Source organism: Pseudomonas sp. KH_024_B2 (assembly GCF_057839965.1).
On record NZ_CM174502.1, the window covers coordinates 2,924,131 to 2,945,445 of the forward strand.

General features: G+C 55.3%; 18 protein-coding genes and 5 pseudogenes. 10 read left to right on the forward strand and 13 right to left on the reverse strand.

Annotated elements, in window-relative coordinates; translation table 11 throughout:
- Positions 1 to 295 precede the first annotated feature (295 nt).
- Entirely contained in the window at positions 296 to 3,136 is a 2,841-nt protein-coding gene (locus tag AC3I0A_RS13745) for a C1 family peptidase (RefSeq protein ID WP_489372381.1), read from the reverse strand.
- A gap of 800 nt (positions 3,137 to 3,936) precedes the next feature.
- Here AC3I0A_RS13745 and AC3I0A_RS13750 point away from each other — a divergent pair.
- The 3 genes from AC3I0A_RS13750 to AC3I0A_RS13760 all read left to right on the forward strand — a co-directional run bounded on the left by AC3I0A_RS13750 (position 3,937) and on the right by AC3I0A_RS13760 (position 6,215).
- Entirely contained in the window at positions 3,937 to 4,446 is a 510-nt protein-coding gene (locus AC3I0A_RS13750; RefSeq protein WP_489372382.1) for a hypothetical protein, read from the forward strand.
- A 58-nt stretch (positions 4,447 to 4,504) separates the two neighbouring features.
- The gene (locus AC3I0A_RS13755; protein ID WP_489372384.1) at positions 4,505 to 5,128 is read left to right on the forward strand and encodes a DUF2272 domain-containing protein; all 624 of its coding nucleotides are present in this window, start codon (positions 4,505 to 4,507) and stop codon (positions 5,126 to 5,128) included.
- Between the two features lie 298 nt (positions 5,129 to 5,426).
- Positions 5,427 to 6,215 carry a CBS domain-containing protein gene (locus AC3I0A_RS13760; protein WP_489372385.1) on the forward strand — a complete coding sequence of 263 codons (789 nt, stop codon included), beginning with the start codon at positions 5,427 to 5,429 and terminating at the stop codon, positions 6,213 to 6,215.
- 327 nt (positions 6,216 to 6,542) lie between these two features.
- On the opposite strand, the gene AC3I0A_RS13765 is transcribed toward AC3I0A_RS13760, so the two are convergent.
- From AC3I0A_RS13765 to AC3I0A_RS13785, 5 genes and pseudogenes are all read right to left on the reverse strand, one after another.
- Positions 6,543 to 7,037, reverse strand: a complete 495-nt coding sequence (locus AC3I0A_RS13765; protein WP_489372386.1) for a M15 family metallopeptidase domain-containing protein — start codon at positions 7,035 to 7,037, stop codon at positions 6,543 to 6,545.
- A gap of 150 nt (positions 7,038 to 7,187) precedes the next feature.
- On the reverse strand, positions 7,188 to 7,472 hold the full coding sequence (locus AC3I0A_RS13770; protein ID WP_489372387.1) for a hypothetical protein: 285 nt from the start codon (positions 7,470 to 7,472) through the stop codon (positions 7,188 to 7,190).
- A 45-nt stretch (positions 7,473 to 7,517) separates the two neighbouring features.
- Complete coding sequence (locus tag AC3I0A_RS13775) at positions 7,518 to 8,609, reverse strand: DUF3616 domain-containing protein (protein WP_489378501.1); 1,092 nt, start codon at positions 8,607 to 8,609, stop codon at positions 7,518 to 7,520.
- A 171-nt stretch (positions 8,610 to 8,780) separates the two neighbouring features.
- A complete protein-coding gene (locus tag AC3I0A_RS13780) occupies positions 8,781 to 9,212 on the reverse strand; it encodes a glycoside hydrolase family 19 protein (RefSeq protein ID WP_489372389.1) in 432 nt (143 codons plus the stop codon).
- A gap of 208 nt (positions 9,213 to 9,420) precedes the next feature.
- Positions 9,421 to 9,624 (reverse strand): annotated as a pseudogene (locus AC3I0A_RS13785) (IS5/IS1182 family transposase); the annotation flags it as partial.
- 247 nt (positions 9,625 to 9,871) lie between these two features.
- Between AC3I0A_RS13785 and AC3I0A_RS13790 the strand changes: the two are divergent.
- Positions 9,872 to 10,330: a hypothetical protein gene (locus AC3I0A_RS13790; RefSeq protein ID WP_489372391.1), complete on the forward strand. Its 459-nt coding sequence runs from the start codon at positions 9,872 to 9,874 to the stop codon at positions 10,328 to 10,330.
- Between the two features lie 187 nt (positions 10,331 to 10,517).
- Positions 10,518 to 10,682: pseudogene (locus tag AC3I0A_RS13795) on the forward strand (hydrolase); the annotation flags it as partial.
- 210 nt (positions 10,683 to 10,892) lie between these two features.
- On the opposite strand, the gene AC3I0A_RS13800 reads toward AC3I0A_RS13795, so the two are convergent.
- The 4 genes from AC3I0A_RS13800 to AC3I0A_RS13815 all read right to left on the reverse strand — a co-directional run bounded on the left by AC3I0A_RS13800 (position 10,893) and on the right by AC3I0A_RS13815 (position 16,239).
- Entirely contained in the window at positions 10,893 to 12,317 is a 1,425-nt protein-coding gene (locus AC3I0A_RS13800; protein WP_489372393.1) for a ComEC/Rec2 family competence protein, read from the reverse strand.
- Positions 12,318 to 12,321: 4 nt separating this feature from the next.
- Complete coding sequence (locus tag AC3I0A_RS13805; protein WP_489372394.1) at positions 12,322 to 14,223, reverse strand: hypothetical protein; 1,902 nt, start codon at positions 14,221 to 14,223, stop codon at positions 12,322 to 12,324.
- Between the two features lie 80 nt (positions 14,224 to 14,303).
- Complete coding sequence (locus tag AC3I0A_RS13810) at positions 14,304 to 15,077, reverse strand: hypothetical protein (RefSeq protein WP_489372396.1); 774 nt, start codon at positions 15,075 to 15,077, stop codon at positions 14,304 to 14,306.
- A gap of 157 nt (positions 15,078 to 15,234) precedes the next feature.
- Positions 15,235 to 16,239 carry a patatin-like phospholipase family protein gene (locus tag AC3I0A_RS13815; protein WP_489372397.1) on the reverse strand — a complete coding sequence of 335 codons (1,005 nt, stop codon included), beginning with the start codon at positions 16,237 to 16,239 and terminating at the stop codon, positions 15,235 to 15,237.
- A gap of 583 nt (positions 16,240 to 16,822) precedes the next feature.
- Here AC3I0A_RS13815 and AC3I0A_RS13820 point away from each other — a divergent pair.
- Positions 16,823 to 17,428: a M15 family metallopeptidase gene (locus AC3I0A_RS13820; protein ID WP_489372399.1), complete on the forward strand. Its 606-nt coding sequence runs from the start codon at positions 16,823 to 16,825 to the stop codon at positions 17,426 to 17,428.
- Between the two features lie 26 nt (positions 17,429 to 17,454).
- Here AC3I0A_RS13820 and AC3I0A_RS13825 read toward each other — a convergent pair.
- A pseudogene (locus tag AC3I0A_RS13825) lies at positions 17,455 to 17,981 on the reverse strand (YceI family protein).
- A gap of 168 nt (positions 17,982 to 18,149) precedes the next feature.
- Between AC3I0A_RS13825 and AC3I0A_RS13830 the strand changes: the two are divergent.
- From AC3I0A_RS13830 to AC3I0A_RS13845, 4 genes and pseudogenes are all read left to right on the forward strand, one after another.
- Positions 18,150 to 18,518 (forward strand): hypothetical protein, encoded by a 369-nt coding sequence (locus AC3I0A_RS13830; protein WP_489372401.1) that lies wholly within the window; start codon positions 18,150 to 18,152, stop codon positions 18,516 to 18,518.
- A gap of 22 nt (positions 18,519 to 18,540) precedes the next feature.
- Positions 18,541 to 18,927: a hypothetical protein gene (locus AC3I0A_RS13835; protein ID WP_489372403.1), complete on the forward strand. Its 387-nt coding sequence runs from the start codon at positions 18,541 to 18,543 to the stop codon at positions 18,925 to 18,927.
- 265 nt (positions 18,928 to 19,192) lie between these two features.
- Positions 19,193 to 19,831: a glycoside hydrolase family 19 protein gene (locus AC3I0A_RS13840; protein WP_489372405.1), complete on the forward strand. Its 639-nt coding sequence runs from the start codon at positions 19,193 to 19,195 to the stop codon at positions 19,829 to 19,831.
- 136 nt (positions 19,832 to 19,967) lie between these two features.
- Positions 19,968 to 20,556, forward strand: a pseudogene (locus tag AC3I0A_RS13845) (transposase); the annotation flags it as partial.
- Here AC3I0A_RS13845 and AC3I0A_RS13850 read toward each other — a convergent pair.
- Complete coding sequence (locus AC3I0A_RS13850; protein WP_489372406.1) at positions 20,553 to 20,789, reverse strand: hypothetical protein; 237 nt, start codon at positions 20,787 to 20,789, stop codon at positions 20,553 to 20,555. The pseudogene AC3I0A_RS13845 and the gene AC3I0A_RS13850 overlap by 4 nt on opposite strands.
- Positions 20,790 to 21,096: 307 nt before the next feature.
- Positions 21,097 to 21,264, reverse strand: a pseudogene (locus tag AC3I0A_RS13855) (metallophosphoesterase family protein); the annotation flags it as partial.
- Between the last annotated feature and the right edge of the window lie 51 nt (positions 21,265 to 21,315).

Here is a 21,315-nt window from a genome sequence, read left to right on the forward strand (position 1 = left end):
TTCTGCGGCTCCCCCGAGTAGAAAGATAAGGGTCGGTGCAGCCTGAGAGCGTCAGTACACTGCAAAGACCAACGACAAACTGTGTCTTCATCGCGCATCCCTTCGTGAGGTTGAACAGCAGTTGCTAGCTGGAATCTAGAGTAGACGCGATTTAGCGTGTGTGATCGTCCTTTGCCGGAGTCGACCGAGTTTGGCGCTCGACACTTTTTCGACACCAAACAAGCCTTGAAAACCTCTAAATTTTCAAGGCTTGTTTGGTTGGACTGGGCCAACCACTCGCCCGGGGTATCAGCTCTCAGTAGCCTCGCAAGTCGTCCACCGGTAGTGCCAGCTTGGCGCCAGTGATGCGTTCCAGCGTTCGTGTCACAACGTCCACGTTGTTGTCGAAGCTACCATGGGAAGCGTCGATGGTGATGCCGGTCCGGCAGGTGGTCACCTTGTTGGCGCCTACTTCGATGATCTGCTTGTGCTTGGCCAGTCCGGCCAGCGCGACGGCCTGACGCCAGTTGCCGAGTGCTTCGCCCGTGCTTGATGAACCGTCCCAGCCCATGTATGTGGAGTTCAGCACATTGGCCTGACCGAGGATGGGCGTGCGCAAGTCGCCCTCCAGGGCGTTGGAGACAAGGTAGAGCAGCGACTTGCGGTAGGGCCCCACGCTATCGTCCCGCTCGTTGCGATCCGAGAGGATGTCCAGGTACAGGCGCTTCATCAGCTCCTTGTATGGCGCGTAGTAACGGTTGGCGAACTGCACCGTGCAGGCCGGCGCGTATAGGTGGACAGAACCGAGACGCTCTTCCAGGCCGCGTGCGGCGAGCAGCTCGATAAGGTGGCCCAGGAAGATCGAGCCTGCCGAATGGCCAACCAGGTGGATCTCCAGGTTGCTACCCCAGGTCCTAACCAAGTTCTGCAGTGCTGTTACCAACTTGTCGCCACCACGGCTGGACAGGCTTGCGAAGGCGGCGTTCTCCTTCATCTCGCTCCAAATCGGGCGAGCGAAGGGGCGGCCAATGCCCCGTTCGAGCAGAATGTCGGCTCCATCCTGAATGGTGTCGCGCACACCGCCAGCGCGCGCCGGTTCTCGTCGGAACATGTCGGTGATAATGCCGCTGATGGATTCGAGCACGCCGGTCTTCCAGACGATGAACAAGGGATAGCAGCCGTTCCCCAGAAAGAAGCGCCCCATGGCGCGGGCTCGTTGAATGGCGGAGGATTCGCTGTTGAGCCCACCATGCACATAGATCAGCAGGCGCTTCGTGAGGCCCGGCTGAGTGCGGAACCACTGGTCCGGCAGCCCGCAGGCCTGGAAAAGCAGCGAGCGGCTCAGCTCGTCCTGGGTGAGATGGCGGGCGACGCGCCCATCGTTGCCCATTACGACGCTGTGTTCGTAAGCCTTGGTCTCATCCCACCACAGTGTACTGTTGGCGGTGGTCTTCGCAACTGCCGCGGCTCCGCCTGCCGCCAGCTGACCCAGCAGCACGCCCGGCACGCCCAAAGCCGCGACCCAGGCATCCATGCCGTTGGCGAGCCAGTCGGCATAGGTCAGCAGAGCGAACCCACCTCCACCCCATTTGGTACCCCAGGAGTTCTGGATGATGAAGCCGCTGGCGCTGAAGCCGACCAAGGCAAAGGCGTGGCCGCCAGCCTGGGACGGCTTTCCGTCGAAGGGGATGGTCGGCAAGGAACTGTGCCCGGTCAGCTTGCCGCCTGGCTTCTTCACTTGGTTCCAGCCGTCATGGGTGAAGGCCGACACAAAGATCGCGCCAACTTCGTATATGGCGGCCTGCAGATCGGTGATCGAGCGGATGTCAATCCGGTAGTAGACCCCAAGCGTATTGGCGGCGGCTCGCGTGGCGTAGCCGAACCTGGGCGGCTGCGAATCCTGATCGTCGTATGGCCAGTCGGACTCCAGGCAGACGCCGTGGCGATGCCAGCCCTTCAAAGCGCCACGGCAGCTGGAGCCCTCGTAGTCCTCGCCAGCGTACTCGTCGTAGCGCCGCGCATAGTTGTAGAGCATCCGTGGGCTTACCGAATCCAGCCCATCGCCCAGGCCGTTCTTGCGCCAACGCAGGTAGTTCACCACGCAAGCGAGGCCGAAGCCGGTGCAAGCACCCTCCCGCCCCTGATCGAGGATCAGGCCCGATTGCGTGTAGCGGGGGAGAAATTCCTTGATGTCGTCGTCCGTCGGGTAGGCGTCGGGCAGGCTCAGCGGTGGGGGTAGGTAAGCGCGGTCGCGCAAGTCCACCGGATCCTTGCTTGCATTGAGCGTGCGCGTGAACGTACTGGGTACAGCGGCCTTCTTGGCGGCTGCCCCTTTGACCTTGGCAGCGCTCACCGGCGGCCAGACCGATGCCGCGATCCTGAAAACATCGGTGAAGCGTTCCAGGCCATGGGAGCCACCGTTGACCTCCTTGCGGGCCGCGCGGTAGTTCTCGCTCGCCAGGGCCGTGCGGATGTTCCCTGAGCGGTCGGCAAGAAATCCCGCCAGCAGCACGGCCGCAACCTCGGGCGCATTGGCCAAGTCCGGCAGCGCCTCAATATCCAGGTCGACCTTCTGCGAGTAGTTATGGTAGTTGTGGCGCCCGGTCAGCTGCACGAAGCCACGACCGCGAAACCGAGCGCCATCGCCGGGCTGCGAGTTGCCCAAATTTTTTCTGCCGTCATAGGCACTGAAGGGCGGCATGCCTGGCTTGGTGTTGTACTGCGAAGGAAACTCCGAAATCGGCACAAAACCTTCGGTCTCCGCGCGGATCGTGCCTAGGGCGGCCAGGGTCATCGGCCTGTCTGTCAGGTCAGCCGCCGCCAGGGCCGCGGCAACATAGGGTAGGTAACGCTGGATATTGGACGGCTTGGTCGCTGGAAACAGCCGCTTGACCGTATCCACGGTAAGCGGGACCTCAAGAGCCTTGAGTGTCAGCAAACCCAGCAAGCTCTGGCAGTAGGGACCGACCACACCGTCGGCCACTATGCCGATGCCCGATTGCCAATGACGGACCGCCGATTCCGTCAAGGCATCGTAATCAGTACCGCCCGCCAGCCCTGGAAACAGCTGCTCGTCCGTGCCGAGCGCCTTGGCCAGTTTGTTGCGAAGTTCAATTACATCAGCCCCACTCTTGTTCCGTGCCAGCAATATGTCCATGACTCTGCCTCTCGCTGTCCGTTATCAGTGATTCGCATTGATTGCAGTCCCGCACCGTGCGCCTGACATGCAGGCTTGAGCGACCCTGGCCCAATAAGCGGAATGACCGACTTCAACGCCGCTAAGACAGCGGAGAGGACACTACAGAGCGCAAGGCGTTGCAATGCAATATAGCCGGGGTTCCAAAGGTCTGAGCAGGTCAGCCTCCGGCTGACCGCCAGGTTATTCTGACATCTGATCATCTCTCTCGCCCCAGAGTGGAATTCCCCCTCTGTAACGAGTCCCCCCGCAAGCAGACCCATCTGCGGTGCACCAATAGTTGCCGTACTACACAGAAATCGGCGATATGAAGTTACTTCCTGCCGTAGCCAGTGGACGGATCGGCTTTGAGAAAATGGTCAGAAATTCAACTTCTTGCGATGGCTTGAAGTTAAATCACTCCCCCTTTATTGCGTCATTCGCTCCTATAATGCGTGGAAGCTCAAGTATGCTCACTATTGCTGTTTCCTATAGTGCAGCTACTTTGTATTCGTAATAGCCAATATGGTCAAGCGGGCTAAGTGAATAGCCATACTGTGTTGCGGTGTCAGCTCTGTTGTCTGACAGGTGGCATTTGGCGTCCGACGGTCGGTTAATCCTATGGATATAAAGTTAGAAGTGTCTGAATCGCCTCGGCTAGCCTAATTGGTACCTCTGTATGGATTTCAAAGCGACATCATCCGGCCGGGCCGCACCTTACGCATCGAGTACTAGCTTCAGATTCCAAGCCAGGCCATCAACGCTGCATCAGGGAGACCAACATGGGAAATAGGCAACCTGCGGACCTTGAATCCGCTGCCCCTCCAACTACAGCCCCTTCGGGAAAAGGCACTGATGTAGGTTGGTACAGGACGCTGCAAAGCCATCTAGGCAGCAACCCGGGCACCATCATTTTCGCCACCCTTTTTTTCTTCGCATTTGCCGGTCTGATCTGGAATCTTACCAGCACCTTGAGTGGTGGCAGTGCAAACGAGGTTGGGCTCAATCGACTGATCGCCTTGCTCGGCGCACTGGCGGGATGGGCTGTTGGTATGCTCTTCGCACCGTTCTCGAAAGCAGAAAAAGAGCAGTTCCAGGGGATTGCTAAGGTGGTGTCAGCCTTCGTCGCCGGTTATCTGTTATCGAAGGCCGAGGTGTTCATCAAGCTGACCCTGTTTCCGGAAGGGCCTTTCCCGGCCATGAATTGGATTCGGGTTGGAATTTTCCTGGCCACCTTCCTGCTGGGCGCTCTAATTGTGTTTATTCACCGGCTCTATGCATTCCGTGAATGACTATCGTTCCCTGTTCCGTACAGGTTAGTTCCTTAAGCCATCCGCTGAGGGCTCCTCTATGGCAATCGCAGAGCTTCTGGTTAATGCAGCGCGTTCCGAACTGATAAATTGGACCACAAACGAACTTGTCGAGTGTGTCCGTAACGAATCTCGGAAGCCGAGTACTCCTGGGAAACAGAAAGGCTCTGATGCTGTCGCCAAGTATTGGAACAATGGTTTGGGGGACAGCAGTCGCAATGGCTGCAGCAGTTATGCTTGGTCCGCGGCCTTCATTTGCTGGTGCTTGAGACAGGCCGGTATCAGGTTGGAGCAGTTTCCCTTCCATGGAGCTCACCATGCCTACATCCGTTGGGCGATCAACAACGCGAAGAACGCTAAGCAAGGCAAGCTCTACCATGGCCGCCGGGTTGATGCGTATTTGCCGAAGCCCGGGGATTTGATTGCACAATGGCGGAAAGCAGATAAGGACGATCCAGATCCGGATATTTCCTTTGATCTTCAGCCAGATGAGTTCTATCCGTCGCATTGCGACATCGTGACCAGGGTGACCGCTGACCGGGTCTTTGCCGTTGGGGGCAACGTGTCCAACAAAGTGCGAGAAAGCTCCTTCGGCTTGGCCAATGGATTGTTAAAACCCAAGAAGGAATTGATCTGCATCATGGAGCTCACTGAGCTGTCATAGATGTCATTGCGCAAGCCGCTTCAGAACAGCCGGAATAGTCCAGCCTATGGCAATTGGAAGATCGGGGCACTGGCGCTGCGGTTGCTTGGAGGGTCGCCGCCGACGCAGCCGATTATCTGCCTTCCAACGCCCTGAAAGGGATAGGCGCCTAGGTGCCTCGATCCACTTTATCGAGGTCATTGAGATCGGCGACACACCACGTTTTACCCCCTGCGTATCAGGAAAGCCTCGTGTGTCCCCCGATACGCGAGCCCGCGACTAAGCTTTCCCTACGATTGCCACAGCAAGGAGAGTCGCCATGAGCACCCCGATCATTCTGGCGTTGTTGGCACTGGGCGTGGCTCTGGTGGCGGGCTCCATCCTGCTGCGGGTGTTCTCGGCCGGCAAATACGAGGTCAAGACCAGCGACCTGGTGTTTCTGGTGATTCCGCTGGTGTTGGTCGCCCTGGCCACCGGCAAGCTCAAGGGCGTGGACATCTTCGGCGTCAAGGCCGATCTGTCCGAGGTATGGGCGGCGGCGGCACAGACCCAGATCGCGAAACAGGTCGCGCCGACCACCGTACAGGACGCCGTGCAGGTGGTGGAAATGGCCAGCAAGGGCGGCACGCACGATCTGGGCCCGCTGTTGGAACGCAAGATCGAGGCGCTGGAGTTCCGCCTCGGCCAAGGCGGCTATTACGGCCCGGCGATCGCCGCCTATTTCAACACCCTTTCCGGCAGCTCCTACTTGCGCGTGATAGTGGTGAACCAGGCCGATGGCCGGCTGTTCGGTCTGTATGACGCGGCCAACCTGATCGGCTACCTCCGGGTGGCCGGCGATCCCGGCTACGAGAAATTCCAGCAGTTGCTCAATCGCGGTGACCCTGCGGCCATGGCCGAGCTGGCGAAACTGCCCGGCTTCGTCGGCGCCGACCAAGCGCTGAGCACCACCACCTCGAAGCGCGATGCCCTGGCGCTGATGGAGAAGCTGCGCAGTGATGTGCTGCCGGTGAAGAATGAGCAAGGCCGCTTCGTTGGCACCGTCGAGCGCACCAAGCTGACCGCCAGCCTGATCCTAGCGGTCACCGACAAACTGGAGCGGCAATAGGCGATCCCTGCGCAGGGGGTGTTGGGCTTCGTGGAGCTCAGCGGAGCGCCGGCCGGCCTTGTGGGTGCGAAATCATTCGAGAAATGGCCTGGCTCCAACGTTTCCCCCAGCCCTCACCAGCTGGCTCAGCCTCAGAATCGCTCACCCGGCGTCAGGTATCTGGATTTTTGCCACCAAGGAAAAAGCACGCGGCATGAGTCAACCCGCTTGGCTTTTTTCCGCTGCCAGTGTTTCGATAGTTCGGCATATCAAAATATGCAGTGCAGCGAACCCGTTTGATCCGGCATGGACGTCTTACCTTGAGCGCCGAAGAGCGCCCCCCCTGTTTTACATCGGCCGCTTCCCTGCTTTCGCCTCGGAGACTGAAATTCCGCTCGGCTGGACATGAGTAGGATCCCAACCAACCTTGATGTTGGCATCCCACTTTTCATCATGAATTGCTTGATCAATGGCTTTGACGAGTTTTACGGGCACACCCCAGCGAATACCTGTTTCCAGCCCCACCTTTTTCGCAGCAGCGGCCAGTTGCAGTAGATACCGCCTCCCTGGGTCCAGCGGAGAATCGTCGTCAAGGAGATCCACAGCCAATGACTCCGGCGTTCCGTCCTTTGCAGTAACATTGTGAAATCCGAACAGCAATTTAGAGTGGCCGTCATCAAAGACCTTTTTTTGATCTGCGGGAGACCTCCAGGCATCTTGGATTCGAGGGCGAAGGTGTTTCTCCTCAAGAAGATTAATCAATTTTTCTAACCGAACGCGAAACGATGGGTATAACTGAATCAGTCGTTCGGTGTTACATTTTTTTCGATCTGACTCGTTCATAATGCCGTCCTTTTCCACGAAGGAATTCTCAAGAAATGGATGCGTTACTCAACTAAAAAAATATCTGCTGATGATCGTTGCTTCACTACAGGTGAAGCTAATACTCGCTCCTAGCCAACTAAAAAACTTCGAATACCTGAGGCAACCCTCCTACAGAAATACAGCAATCGCTGTGTTCACTAGAATCGTTACCACTCCCGTTATAAACAAATCCCACGGGGCTTGCGCCAGACCGGCCTGTTTAAGCGCATGGAGCCTACCAAGACTTCTTTCACCTTTAATCAAGGATTTGAGTTCATCGGCGTTTATTTTTTTCTCCGTGAGCAGCACGGCCCACCTTGAAATATTTTCTTTAGCCTGTTTCAAAAAGTCATTTATGTCCTTTTCCGCAGCACTCTTAAAATCAGAAAAATTGTCCTTTGCAAATTTACCCAAAGGATCTTTTAACGCATCCAGATAATCATCAAAATTGGTGCGTGGCTAATTCAGGATGAACAGGTCTCCTTCCACATCCGTATCGCCGTGTTTACGACTCTGCGCCGCGGAGTCGTAGAGGATCAGCAGAACCTCCCCAAGCTGCTCCCCCGATTTGAACAGACACATGCCCTCAGCGTGATCGTTGCCTTGCCCGAAAGGCACCTCCAGCACCTTCTCCAATTGATCCGTAAAGACCACGCTTTCCTCGTCGGACCCGATACCGCCGCGCAAACGGAAGACCGTTACCGGACCGTCCAGGTCCATAGTGGGACCCGCCAGGATCAGCAGATCGTCGCCGCTCGTGCAAAGGTCTCGCACACCCAGGCCGTCTAGCGCGAAGAAGTGCTTCCGGTAGCGGCGCCCATCTGGGCCGATCTTTTTCAGCACCAGCGTGTCAGTCGAGTCGTCGTTCAGCTCGGGCTCGATCTCCAGCAGCACAGCCCAGCCGCGAAGGACCGGTCCACGCAGCCCCAGCAAAAAGCGCGAGCCGATTACCGCCAACCCTTCGATATCGAAGCCGTTGTCTTTACCCGGGATACGCAGGAAGTCGCGTAGCTGATCATCTCCAGCAATTTCCGTGGTCAGGTCGTTACCGACCTCGTTGCCATGAAGCTGCGCCGCCGTACGTCCATCGGCGTCCACCTTCCTGGCGAGTGCATAGCCATCGTTCTGCTGTACTACAGGGATGCGGGCCAGCAGAAAGCGATTGCCGTCCGCCTCTACCGTCAATAGCCGCTTGATATTCTTCTGCGCAGACCTGCCGACCTCGGCCTTCTTTCGCTTCAGGCTATGGGAGCCCGCCACCCAGAGGTAACCACTGTCATGGGCATAGGCCAATCCCTCGATATCGATCTCGGCGTCTTGCATCGGTATGGGCAGGTCCAAGTACTCCAAGAGCTGGAACGATTGGTGCTCATCGCACGTCACGACGTCGCCGGGCGCAACGTCCTGGATTTTCAGGCGTTCCAGGTTCATGGTTTCGTCGTTGGCCACCCAAAGTGTGTCGCCAATCTGCTGAGCCACCGAAAGGCCCTCACGCAACGACGCAAACGCCGGATCAAATCTCAACATCGCAGTATTGCTTCGGTCGCTCATGAGCGCTCTCCTGTCTTCATGGCATTGCGCGCCGGTCATACAGAACCAGATTTTCCGCGTCTTCTTCGTCCAGTCCTTGCGATCGTCCAAGCCGACCGCTCCACCGTTGATGGCTTCGGTCACTTCGGTGACGCTGTCCCGGTCCACGTACTTGTTGCAACCGCTCGCTTTTCATTTCGCCGCGGCAACGTGCAGGCACCAATCAGGGCTGAGCACCGCGTCCGGTTCCATAACGAAATCCGGGGCAGCCGGCAGCCACTGGCGCAGCCAGATCGTGATATCGCGGTAGCCTTCCTTTCCAGTGAGTTGCAGCAGCCCCCGGCCGCGGTACTTGAAGCCGTCGCCGGGCTGATCGTTACCCAGCCGTTCGCCGTATACCGCTTCGCCCAGTTTTTCTTCGTTGTAGGCGTACTCCTTAGGCTCGAGTTTTCCCTTTGGCTTGAAACGATAGGGCCATACTTCCGGAAGGCGTTTGGGTGTGTAGTAGAGCGATTCCCATTGGATCTTCAGGGCGCCGCTTTCGTGGAGCACCTGAGCCATGAAGTGGGCGACGCGCAGCGGGTTATCGCTGATCCCGTAGTGATCCAGGATCGGTTGCCCCACATCAAAAGCCGTGCTGTAGCTGGAGCGGCGCCAGTTTCCTGATCTGAGCCAGCGTGATGGTTACTATCATCGATGCCTTCCGAGTATTCCCAGTAGCGAAGAACCTGTTGTCGAGGCTAGTGGCTGCCCAACGACAATCAAGGCCATTTGCTAGTACGTTTTCTCACAGTCGATAGAGCGATGGGAAATAACTTGAAAGGCGGCCTGAGCCGTAGATGTAGATCTTCAGCAGGACTGCGGGGTGGTAAGCAAGCCGGCCAGTATCGGCTGGAACGACGCCTTCAAAACCCAGATTGGCCAGGTCGAGTTCGTCGACGAAGACGTAGACTACGCGCACCGGAACGGTGTCGCTGACGTAGTCGTCGAGGCTTCCGGGAAGCAAGGAGCTTTGACCTCGATGTTCACCTTGAATAGCGCTTCCTGGGCGATCCCTGCGATGAAATCCTCAGAACCATAGTAAGGATTCGCGGAGGCGTTTTTACACACTTTGGGTCGATTGCTGCCCTTGGTGACAGGCAGCAATCGGCCAAAAGCAGTCGGTGAAGGAAGGATCGCTAATTAGAGGTTATGCTTCTTTCGTTGACCAAACTGACGGAGTAGATAGGCTTTCCGTCACCAGATTTAAGACTCTTTTCGTTCGCATAAAAGGAGTTAAACAATTGAAAATCTCTAAAGCCATCTTCGGCTTAATGCTAGCTTTACTCATACTAAGCCTTCCTGTAGCTGCCGAAACGTTAGTTACCGGCGTAAGCCAATCATATTTCGACCAATACTTTGAAAAATGCAATACCCAACTAAGCGAATGGAAACAAAAATGGGGTGTCGAAATTGGGCTAGCGATTTTAATACTTGTTTTAGGAGCCGTTTCCGCTGCAATGCAGAACTTCAGCTTCCAACTTGTAAAGGCAGTAACTGTGGCTTGCGGATTAGTAATAATCATCACTACCGGCGTTGTAAACATGATAAAACTCACACCTTCAACGAGTAAACAAACCGTCTACCCAAGATTGCGAAGCAACCCGAACGATGGCAAACCGGTCGAACCGGCGTCGACAAAACCCTCAAGCCTCGAGGTGCGAAAAGCACGCAGGAGCGATTGGGAGCCGACGCGCGAATAGCCCATCATGACCCTGCATCGAAACGATGCTGTCCCTAGAGGCCGAATATACATGTGCAGTCGGCACGGGCGCCAAAGCGAAGGGGGCTTGCAATAAGGAGGAGTTCATATACGAGGCTTGCCCGCGAAGAGGCCCGCACGGCCATAAAAATCCAACCCTGCCCCCCGTGTCCTGCCCGGAGCCCCCTATGCGCCAAGCCCTTCTCATCATTGACGTCCAACCCAGCTTCTACCCGCCACAATGGCTGGTCGAAGGCATCCAGACACTGCTCGGCACCCTGCCCACGGTCGCCACCGTCGAACGCCACGACGAATCCAAAACTCCCTTCCAGAAACAACTCGGCTGGCCCCCACGATTTCACTGAAAGAAAAATCCCCCATTGAAGAGGACGTTCGTTTGCTTCACAGGCTTTCCCTTGAGCACAAAAAAGCCCAGGACCGCTGGGCAGATCTAACAATTGACTTCTGAATCCATCGTGAAGGTTTTTTCGGAAGAAACGGTTAGGCGATGATTTGTGTGGAGAAGTCCCGCCTGGTGGACGTCTAACCCGCCAGAGTCAGGGTCAGAAGGAAATCTTGATCTCCACCCACAATTCCTTCGGGTGGTAAGCCAAAACAGCTCGGTTCTGCGGTGCCGTAGGCGTTGTCATAAACGTTGCAATTTCATTTGCGATCACGCTGTCACCGATCACCACACGGTGACTGGTTCTCTCCTTCAAGGCTTCATAAAGATCGGGATAAGGCATATTCCAGTCGTTGTCTTGTGCGACTTGAGTCACCACGGGGATCATCGCCACCAACCTGTTGTCGGTCATTTTTTCCAGCCCCAACTGCCGCAGCGTGGCGTTGTGGCTGCAATGGTGACCGACTTTGTACAGCGTCACGCGCGCCAGGATGTCATCGACGGTCAGCGCGCCGCCCTGCGCCGGATCGGGAGTTCGCGGATAGGTCTGGTCGGCCCATGACAGCCAGTTGCCTACCTGGGCGTCTCCCGGAAACAACAGGACCTGCCCGTCCGGAAGTTCGAAGGCCAGGACCAGGCTTGTGTTGTTGGTATCGGAGTCCATCTTCAGTGCCAACGTCTCGGCGGATGAATACCACTCGTCATCGATTTTCCGCTTCGTCGCTGTGGGGTCGTAGTACAGCTTTTGGGTGATGGTGCGATCCGTTGTTTTTTTCTGCGTGACTTCGTCCAGCGGTCGTTGATGCGGGCGCGCAAACGGCAGGTCGAGCGCTGAAACGGTATGACCGTCGAGATGATCGAGTTGAAGCTTGATGGCATGTGCGTCCTCCTGACGGGTCAGGTACACCTCCTTGGCAGCACCCTTGGAAGGCAAATCCTTGCGCAAACGTTCTTCGTTCCTGGGCGGCCCCATTACGTAGGCCTTGAGCCCGGTAATCTCGGTCGGCCTGACCACATCGCCCGGCTCCAGATAACGAGTTCGCGCCGGGGTTGCCTTTTCCTTGAGCATTTTCAAGGTGCTGGCGCCGGTGGGGCGACCTCCTTCGGCTACACCCATGAAAGCGCTGAGTTCTAAAACGGTCGTGATATGAGCATCGTGATCCTTCAATGCCGTCATTTTCGAATGAGCGGCCAAGGCGGCCAGCGTATTTTTGGCCTTGTCAAAATGCTCATGCAGCACAACGGCCGTGGGATCGTTGGGGTTCTCCGTCCAGGCAAGCCAAAACTCACGGATCTCGAAGTTGTTCTGGAAACAATCCCGCTCATAGAGGAACCCTGAGAGGTGATCGTGGTGCTCATGGGTCACAACCAACAGATCAAGCTTGCCACCCGTGGTTTCAAGAAGATCGCTGACAATGTCTTTCATCCGGCCTTTGGCATTTGCGACTCCCTGCAAGACCCCGCAGTCGACCAGGATGTGCTTGACTGCGGCCCCGTCCTGCTCATGCCGCAGCAAAAAACAGTCGCCAAGAATGCCGCGATACATGCGCACTGATACTGAGCCTGAAGTATTACTTTTGGTCATGACCTCAGACTCCACGATGCGTCATAGCGAACGGATTATCCTTGGCGTTTACGCCACGGTAGGTCAGCGTCAGACTGCCAGTGCCCGTCTCGAAGAATTGACGCTGGGCCGCCAGTCGGTCCACGTCATCTATACGCTTGCGGATGACATACCGCACCTTGCCGTCACGCAAATCGATGATCAGCGTCGCTCCGCCCCGGAACTGGAAATCACTGGTCAGCGGTGGCGTCAAACCGACCAGATCTTGCTGATCCTGGAACTCCTGGTCCGCCATATTCAGAAAGCCCTGGCGTCGCTGCGTCACTTCAATCACCAATTGGCGTAGATCCTGGCCATCGGGGCCTGCACGGCGGCAGGTCCTTACCGAGTGCACCTCGACTGCTGGCCGACTGAGGTCCCGTCCAAAGAAGAGACTACCGGCGATGTAGCCGCTCGTGCGGTTGGTATTGAAAACCAAGCCCAGTGCATCGGCCCAACCGGAATTCGAGCTGCAGACCTTCATGACCCAATACCAGACAATCTTGCGATTGCGCTCGACCTGGCGAAAGCCCTTGTGCCGCTGATACTGCGGTGTGATATCGAGCGCGTGCGTCCCTTTGGGAGCGTTCAGCAGTTCTTTAGCCTCAAGCTCAATATTTGGCGACTCCCACAACAGGCTGTCCGGTGCTAGTGACAGGCATTTTTCGGGCAGTATGCCGCGGCGACGGAACGCCTGAATCATCGCTAGGCGATACTGCATCGGATCGTCCGGAATCAGGTCGGTGTCAGCGGTGATGATTCCACGCAAGAACTCACCGAATCGAACATCCACCGGCGGCAAGTAATCCAGCGCACGAATGCACATGCGCAAGACATGGTCCGCCGACTTGGTTGCTTCGCGGGTCAAACGCTGAATCAGTTCCGGTGGCAGACGACTGCCTGTGCGGCCCGCGCCATCGGCCAGGCGCAAGAGATCGGCCGAGCGCTGCTCATAAATGCTGATAAATGCGTCGAAGACCGCGGCAACAAGAATTGCGCCGCGCTCGTGTGGCTCGCGTGTCTTCGACAGCAGGGTCGGGTCGGGCAACTTCTGGCTGTCCTTGTCATCGATTGCCTCGCGCAGTGCGGCATAGCGTCCAGTGGCTTCGCCGAACTGCCGGGCCAGGCCGCTCATCCAGGAACGCTGGTTGAGGTTGCCGCCATTGGCGGCGACATGCATGGACACAGCCTCCGGCAACATGAAGTGCATCATCAGGGCCACGATGTCAGCAAATGCTTCATGGAACGCCAGACTATCCGGACTGGTCGCTTCACTATAGCGACGGTGCAAACCATCAAGTATCGCGTGGGTGGTTTCGTGGGCGATGACGTCGTGGGACAACGCTGTGAACACCCAACTTCCCGGAAGATTGACGCCGGAATCGGTCATGGAAGCCTTGAAGTAACCGAACAACAAAGCTTTTTTCTCTTTGCTGTAATACGCATTCGCTTCGCGTAACGCATGTGGATAAATGCGCAGTTTGCGCACCTGCTGGTAAGAGCCGGAATTCTCATCCCACTGCGGACACCAATACACCTTTCGCCCCAGCGCCCGCTCGAACAGTTTCACGGTTTTCATCGCCACGGCAAACACCATCTGCTGATGGAAGCGTGGATCACCCTCGGAAGGCGTGAGTCCGTCCTGAGCCAGCAAATGGCGGTCGTTCAGATCCACCGGATCGTAAAACTGGCCGCTGCTCGGATCGATATCGATGACTTCGAAATACTCGTTGACCGGGCCGGGCTGCATCTTTGCTTCCCATCGCTCCTCCCAGGGAATCTGGATGGTCGCGTGGCTGATGCAGGCGGTATCCAACTGCGTGGCGGCCTGCGGGTCGAAGGCATAAACCTTCAGTTTGCGCATCGGTGGCGGTGGGTAGTTGGTCATATGCACTCCCTTGAAAACACCCGGACTAGCTCAGGCACCGTCCCGCTTTTTTTGAATCGGCAGGCTTGGAGCAGTAGTCCTTACACTTCCAGAGATCCGACAAATCCCGCTGCGCGGTCCTGCACTTTTTTCCGAAGGCCTTCACGAATGGCATTCAGGACTCCATCGTTGATCGTGATGCTGCCTGAGCAATTCTTCAGCGTGACGTCATCCGTTTGAATCTTGAAAAAGACAATCTGGTTCATGACGGAGGAAACATTCAGCGCAAACGCCATCATGGTAACGGTGGTCTGCCCAAGTGGGTTCTGTTCCACTACGGCGATCTGGAACGACTGAGCCTTGAGCTTATGGCTCTCCCTTTTAAAAATAGTGATCCAGGGGGAGTCGGCGTTTATTGTCTTCATCGCATTCAGGGTGGTGATCACCAGTGCCAGCCCTGTTGATCCCGCTCCAAGCAAAGCAGTGGCCACCAGAATTATGGCTTCATGAACATCGACTTCCTCGCCATGGCTCTCGTGGCTATCGAACTGCTTGCTGGCAATGGACCATCCCAAGTTGCTCAAGACGTCAAAGTAGATGTCATACCAGGCAAAGATATTAGCGCTCTGATTTACCTTGGCATTGGCAGAAAGTTGAGCGAGTAACGTGCAATCCTGAATGTCTTGACGACGCTGTGCGCTGACCTCGGAAGTAAACGAAACAACATCTGCTCCCACTACAACGGCCTGTTGTCGATTGTCTACAGGTTTGAATGGAACCGCGTTATCAGTGAGGCCAAACGTGTGTTGCGCAGGGATGCCAAGACGTACCTTTGCCACAAACTCCTTGGCTGACTCAGCTGTTACCGTTGTCATTTCAGTAGCCCTCATAGTGGTGCGCTAAAGGATCCGGGTGATTACAATCATCCATGCCTGTGCTTCAATCATTCAGCTGCGAACATGCCACTCTGCAATATCAAAAACGGCAGTGACCTGCGCCGTGGAAATTCAAGTAGCGCGTTATAACCTGACGCTAAAGAAGTTCCGGGGCATAGGCCGCAAGCCGGGCCTTAACCAGAGAGGCGCCATGGCGAGTCAGCACGGCCATTTCTTCCGAAGACAGTCGACGCAGGTTTGTGTCAATGGCTGACGCAAATGCCGCGTCCCCCTGCCGAGCCTCACCGTCGCGACTGTCGATCGAGAACCACATCGGTTTTGGCCCCTTCCCTGCTAGATGCCGGTACTGCAGACGGTCGAACTCCAGGCCACGTATTTGCTCCATCATGATGTCCAGTCCCGCCTTGAGCACGATTGCACCGGACTCGGTCGGTTGACTGTTGTTCGCAAACGGCTTTCCGCCGTCGCTGACAATGACGTAGTCCAGTGCATTCCTGTCGCGCAATAGCGGGTTGACCCCCATGTTGTCGTAGACGCCACCGTCCGTGAGCGTCACGTACTCAACACTGGCGGGGCCGTATGTACTGGAGTCGAGCCTTAGGGGAGGAAAAACGGGAGGAAATGCAGATGAAGCTGCAACGGCCTGGCAGACAGGGAACTCCGGTGCCGGGATTACTCCGAGCTCATGCTCCCCCATCTCGCATATCCCATCGCCGCCGGCAACGAAGAAAAACATGTTGCCGGTCGCGAGGTTGGTGGCATTCAAATAAATACGAGGGCCATTGCTCAGTGCCGACAGCTTTTTCTTCTGGAACAGATCCTTATCATAAGTGTCGGCCAGTTTCTCAAGTCGAGACTCGAACGGATCGAGAGAGCCCGCGATGAATGATGACACGGCGATTGAACGTGTACGCAGGTAAGTATCGAGCAGCTCGAGTTTGTTGGCAGAGCCCCAGTTCAGGGCAACCGTGGCCCCCGCGATACTGCCGCCGCTCACACAACTCAACAGATCAATTTTGTCGAGAAGTCCGTTATTTTTCAGCTCTTGCATTACACCCAAGTGGAAGGCGGCGGCTCTGAACCCGCCCCCCGACATTGCCAGACCGATGCGTTTGGTTTTGCCGTCTATGACCACTGACATGATTAGCTCCCTTGATTTGAGAACCCACTGCATTGGCTCAGCATAGCGTGGATCCATTTTTACGCCTGTGGACACTGGGCTGCCGAGTACCAGTCTTTCAAAACGATGTCAAAACTTGCAATATACCCAGCCTACCATCCTTATCTGCGCGACGAGCAACAGCAGGTAGTAGGCAAACAGCATCGGCAAAAGAGCGTTTGTTTCCCTTCAGCAACTTCCCAACTTATTCCGGCAAGCAATCCTTACAAACTTTCAATAAGTGTACAGGCTCAAATGCAACAGACCGAAGAACAAAACCCAGACCAATGCTAGCTGAATTCTCAACATCAACAAGAAAGATAAAAGCGATTAGCAAGTCGCGCATTATTCCAAACAAATATAACACCCCCCCTTACCACCCGACTATCTTAATAATCGACATCATCGAATAGTAGTTTTCAACAACTTTAAATCCAAAGCTACAAAAATTGTAACACTCACTTAACACTTATTATGCCCACTCTACTTTCTTTTTCTTGGTGCTTTATCAAAAGAGCGACGATTGATGCTCTTCTTGATCCTTCATCACTACTGGAGCAGGAAGATGGATATTGAAAAGTTGATACGTGCCGTTCAAGAGGCTCTTGGCGTCGAGGTCGACGGCAAAGCCGGGCCACAGACCTGGTCGGCAATCGCGAAGCAGGTGATTCCCGATCAAGCGTCCACACTGGCAAGCACATCTTCGACAGGTCTCGACACTAGGAGCAAAACAAACATTGAAACCTTGCTGCCGGAAGTCCGTCCTTTTGCCGTCGCACTCGTTCAGAAAGCCGCACTTAACGGCATAAAGATCAAAGTCATCAGCGGACACAGAACTTACGCCGAACAGGATGCACTTTACGCAAAAGGACGTCCTGACAACCCGCCCAAGGTCACCAATGCTAAAGGAGGACAATCCAACCATAATTTCGGTATTGCCTTTGATGTTGGAATTTTTGAAGGCAGTGAATATTTAGGCAAATCCCCCAAGTACAAAGCGGTCGGTGTGCTGGGGATGGACATGGGTCTGGACTGGGGCGGTAACTGGAAAAGTTTCAAAGATGAACCCCATTTTCAACTGCGCCCTTCCTGGGCCAATGGAATGCCCGAAAAAGAGATGTTGGCCGAGCTCAGAAAGCGCAAGGCGCAAGATCAGGACGTTTTTGTCTAATGCCGATGACTTGTGGCGCAACCGCATCAGTGCTCCGGCGCAACCATCCGGAAACGTATGTCGATGTCGTCGGAAACAACACTGTCAGACCACTCGCCAGCGCCGATTTTGAAGTCACTGCGTTTGAGCACCAACTCGCCGTCGAAGATGCCGATGGCGCTCTCTGATTTCAGGAGCACCGGCACTGTCACCTCCCGGGTAAGCCCCCTACGCGTGAGGTTGCCAGTGATGTGGTAGCGGTTGTTGCCGAGGTCTTTAATGCGGGTCGACTCAAAGGTCGCCACCGGATAAGCGGTGGAGTCAAACCAGGCAGGCTTTTGCAGCTCGGTGTTGGCGTCTTCTCTACCGGCGTCGATGCTGTCGAGGTCGATGGTCAATTTGGCTTGGGCCGCCTCGAGGTGTGTGGTATCGAAATCGAGGGCCCCGACGAACTTGCTGAACGTGCGCTGGCCGTGGGATTCACGTCGGTGTATTCGACGGCGTCAGCGTCGGGAATAAAGCCGAGCGCAAAAACGGCAGCCAATGCGGTGAAACGCAGAGATCGAGGGTTCATGGAACTCTCCGGGACTGGGCCCTCATGGGTCGAGGTGTCGAAGACACGAAAGCCAGCAGTAGGTGGACTAAAGCAAAAAACCGCCGTATGTTCCACCTGACAGGCTGACTTCCGACCACTTGCCAGCCAACGGCCTGCGAACCGATGAACCATCAGGGAGTGCGAAAATTGTATGACAAACTCACGCCTGAACTACGCCAAGGTTTACAAGACGAATTGCTGGTCATTCAGGTACGCAAGGCTGCTATAGAAATAGAAAATCTTGAGCCCAACAGATTCAAGAAAGTAATTACGAGCATCCAGGCCTTCTCGACTTCAACGCTCGCCATCATCGCTGCGTTGATTGGTGTCATTACCGGCGTTCTAGGCGTCGGCTTTGGTATGCATAAAGCAGAAATAGCTGTTGACAGGCTAGAGGTTAAAACCATTGCCTTGAACAACACCATTCACGACAAACAGGCAGAAATGGCTATCCATCAGAAAGAAATCGAAACCCAGCAACTACAGATCAACGACAAAAAAAACAGAATTGAATAGTGTCACTGCATCCCTCGAGTCTATGCTCGCAAACCTGTACACCGTAAAAAATGCGGTGGCCAGGCTGCCGGAGAGCCCTGAAAAGAACATCATCACAAAACAACTGGTTCATCTGGACAGTAATTTTCAGTACACGATTACCGATTCCATCGCGGCAACCAATCCACCTCCCTCTAATAAAAGCCCTACCGCGCCTCTGGCTACGTTAATCGAGGAACTTTTCTCCTCTCAAGGCGCTGTCCGAATCAAAGCTCACGAATCGCTGGTCTCTCAATACGGCAAGAGCCCGGAGCTGATTCCAGCATTGCTGGACTATTCCAATGCCAACATGAGCAATGACAATGGCATATACAATGCATTGGTATTGCTCAGCCACCTGAATTATCCGCCCTCCCCGGTACAGACTTAAACCAAATCAGGGCATTTGCGTTAAAAGCAGCAGAAAATGGCGAGCGAACAAAAGAGCGATCATTGAAATTACTCGCCAGGCTGTCGAGATGAGTCTACTCCAGAAACACGAACATTAGCTCAATCTGGAATAATAAATACTCCAAACAACACTATAACAAACCCACCTCCAACACTCTTTACAAACATACAATCAATTAAACTAATTTAACTAAAATTGCATCTTACGCCACGCATTTACAGTCAGGATCGAAGCGGAGGCAACCATGAGCGTTAAAGTAAACCTCACACAAATACTGAAACTTGCCCCCAACGCAAGGACCAGCTACCGCGAAGCTTTCGAGCAGAGCCAACCTGTCCTTGATCACTACGGCATCTCAGCCAACTCGTTACGAGTTGTCCATTTCATGGCTCAAGTGCTGCATGAATGCGGCGGTCTCACAATCCAGTTCGAGAATCTCAATTACAGCCCTGAGCGATTGCCCAAGGTCTGGCCAAGCCGCTTCCTGCCCAAGGGCCCTCTCGACCCTCAGGCATACGCACACAATCCACAGAAACTGGCCAATTCAGTCTATGGCAAGCGCATGGGCAATACCGGTCCAAATGATGGTTTCAACTATCGAGGTCGCGGATTGCTCCAGTTGACAGGCAAAGAGAGCTACACCAAAGCCACGGAGCTTTTACGCCAATGGAAGCCCGACGCACCGGACTTCAGCCTGTCACCTGACGAGGTCATCAGTGCCCAGTGGTGCGTGGCCATCGCCGCTGCAGAATGGGATGCAAAACAGTGCAATGCGTTGGCCGATTCAGACAGCATTAGAAGAGTCACACTGGCCATCAATGGTGGTTTGATTGGTCTCGCTGAACGTGAAGAATGGCTACGCAGAACCAAAAATGTTTGGTAATTCACCCGCATCCCACACCCTTCTCAGACTGGCAAAGCCGGAATCGGCATAGGGGGCGGCCTTCATAGGCCGCTCCCCTGCCACACCACCCGGCATGCGGGTCCGCACCGGGCGGTTCGAGAGATTGAGGTTATGAGAGTCGCCAGAGAGTGGTCCACGCAACAACTACCTCGACTTCAAGGGTGAAAAACGCGGCCACGCGACGCATCAATCCACCACCGATCCCCAGGCCAGGCTGGCTTGCAAGCCCGGCCGTTGGCAGTCGCCTGGCCCATATGGCCCACACTCTGATGGAAAACCGCAATGGGTTGATCGTGGATGTGGAATGCACCGAGTTCAATGGTCACGCCGAAGTGGGGGCAGCCTTGAAGATGCTCGAGCGCACGGCCAAACCTGGCAGCACCGTCGGTGCAGACAAGAGCTATGACCAGAAATTTTTTGTCCAGATGGCGCGTGATTTGAAGGTGACGCCGCATGTCTCGAGAAAGGCCATCAAGAGCGCGATTGATGGCCGTACGACACGTCATCCGGGTTATGGCGTCAGCATGAAAATACGTAAACGTATCGAGGAAGGATTTGGCTGATTAAAGACCGTGGGCGGCTTGCGCAAGACCAAGCTGATCGGCCGCGAAAAGCTCAGCGCCCAGCTGTTGCTGGGCTTTTCGGTGTACAACCTGATCCGCTTGGGGAGCTTGTCAGGCTGGTGGCGCGGATCGCATGTTTAGGCGAGGTGCGCCCAAAAAACGCCAAAAGGTGAATATTTGCGCTGGAATCGGCAAAACATCCGCTGATTGAGGCGGGATAAAGGGGCGACGCCAAGCTTGAGCGGCTGAAAAACGTGCATATGGATCTCGGTGTCGGGGCGGGCCACCCTGCGAAAATGCGCACGCAAGGCCTCGTCGTACGCACCCAGGTCGCTCAGTACAGTGAAACTTTGATGCCAAATACGAATGCTCATGTGTGTCCTCATTTCAAGAGCCAGGCACTGAGAGTGCCAACCTGGCGGTCGGCTCACCAAGTAACCATGGCGAATATTCGATGAGGAATTATCGGCAGAGCATCGCAGCGGGGAGTAGGCGCTGACGTTGAAGGGGCTTTTCAGAAAAACTGCAATATCGGCGAATGGCCATGTTCGAATACAGTAAAAAACAGCAATTTGTTGCGCCCGTCCCGGCAATACTGCCTCATGGAGCCTGCCTAACCGCCATATGTTCGAGACGCCGCAAACTTTGCGATCACGCTTTGATCGCAATGCCAAAGTGATTGTCATTGTTCCCGCGTACGACCTGCAAAGGAGCGATAGAGGCCAGTTGATCAAGAACCTCTGCGCTACCAATGTCGCCCGCGTGAATGATCTGCTCGCATCCCTCCAGGGCGGCAAGGGCTTCGGGGCGGAGCAAGCCGTGAGTATCGGAAATCACGCCAACTTTCATGCAATCTCCTGAAGGGTTGCGACAGCTACGTAGAATTGCTCAACCATATTT

What these genes read in the sequence shown, in the direction of transcription:
- AC3I0A_RS13745 (WP_489372381.1), bottom strand. Translation starts at nt 3,136, where the DNA reads ATGGACATATTGCTGGCACGGAACAAGAGTGGGGCTGATGTAATTGAA.
- AC3I0A_RS13750 (WP_489372382.1), top strand. Translation starts at nt 3,937, where the DNA reads ATGGGAAATAGGCAACCTGCGGACCTTGAATCCGCTGCCCCTCCAACT.
- AC3I0A_RS13755 (WP_489372384.1), top strand. Translation starts at nt 4,505, where the DNA reads ATGGCAATCGCAGAGCTTCTGGTTAATGCAGCGCGTTCCGAACTGATA.
- AC3I0A_RS13760 (WP_489372385.1), top strand. Translation starts at nt 5,427, where the DNA reads ATGAGCACCCCGATCATTCTGGCGTTGTTGGCACTGGGCGTGGCTCTG.
- AC3I0A_RS13765 (WP_489372386.1), bottom strand. Translation starts at nt 7,037, where the DNA reads ATGAACGAGTCAGATCGAAAAAAATGTAACACCGAACGACTGATTCAG.
- AC3I0A_RS13775 (WP_489378501.1), bottom strand. Translation starts at nt 8,609, where the DNA reads ATGAGCGACCGAAGCAATACTGCGATGTTGAGATTTGATCCGGCGTTT.
- AC3I0A_RS13800 (WP_489372393.1), bottom strand. Translation starts at nt 12,317, where the DNA reads ATGACCAAAAGTAATACTTCAGGCTCAGTATCAGTGCGCATGTATCGC.
- AC3I0A_RS13805 (WP_489372394.1), bottom strand. Translation starts at nt 14,223, where the DNA reads ATGACCAACTACCCACCGCCACCGATGCGCAAACTGAAGGTTTATGCC.
- AC3I0A_RS13810 (WP_489372396.1), bottom strand. Translation starts at nt 15,077, where the DNA reads ATGACAACGGTAACAGCTGAGTCAGCCAAGGAGTTTGTGGCAAAGGTA.
- AC3I0A_RS13815 (WP_489372397.1), bottom strand. Translation starts at nt 16,239, where the DNA reads ATGTCAGTGGTCATAGACGGCAAAACCAAACGCATCGGTCTGGCAATG.
- AC3I0A_RS13820 (WP_489372399.1), top strand. Translation starts at nt 16,823, where the DNA reads ATGGATATTGAAAAGTTGATACGTGCCGTTCAAGAGGCTCTTGGCGTC.
- AC3I0A_RS13835 (WP_489372403.1), top strand. Translation starts at nt 18,541, where the DNA reads ATGCTCGCAAACCTGTACACCGTAAAAAATGCGGTGGCCAGGCTGCCG.
- AC3I0A_RS13840 (WP_489372405.1), top strand. Translation starts at nt 19,193, where the DNA reads ATGAGCGTTAAAGTAAACCTCACACAAATACTGAAACTTGCCCCCAAC.
- AC3I0A_RS13850 (WP_489372406.1), bottom strand. Translation starts at nt 20,789, where the DNA reads ATGAGCATTCGTATTTGGCATCAAAGTTTCACTGTACTGAGCGACCTG.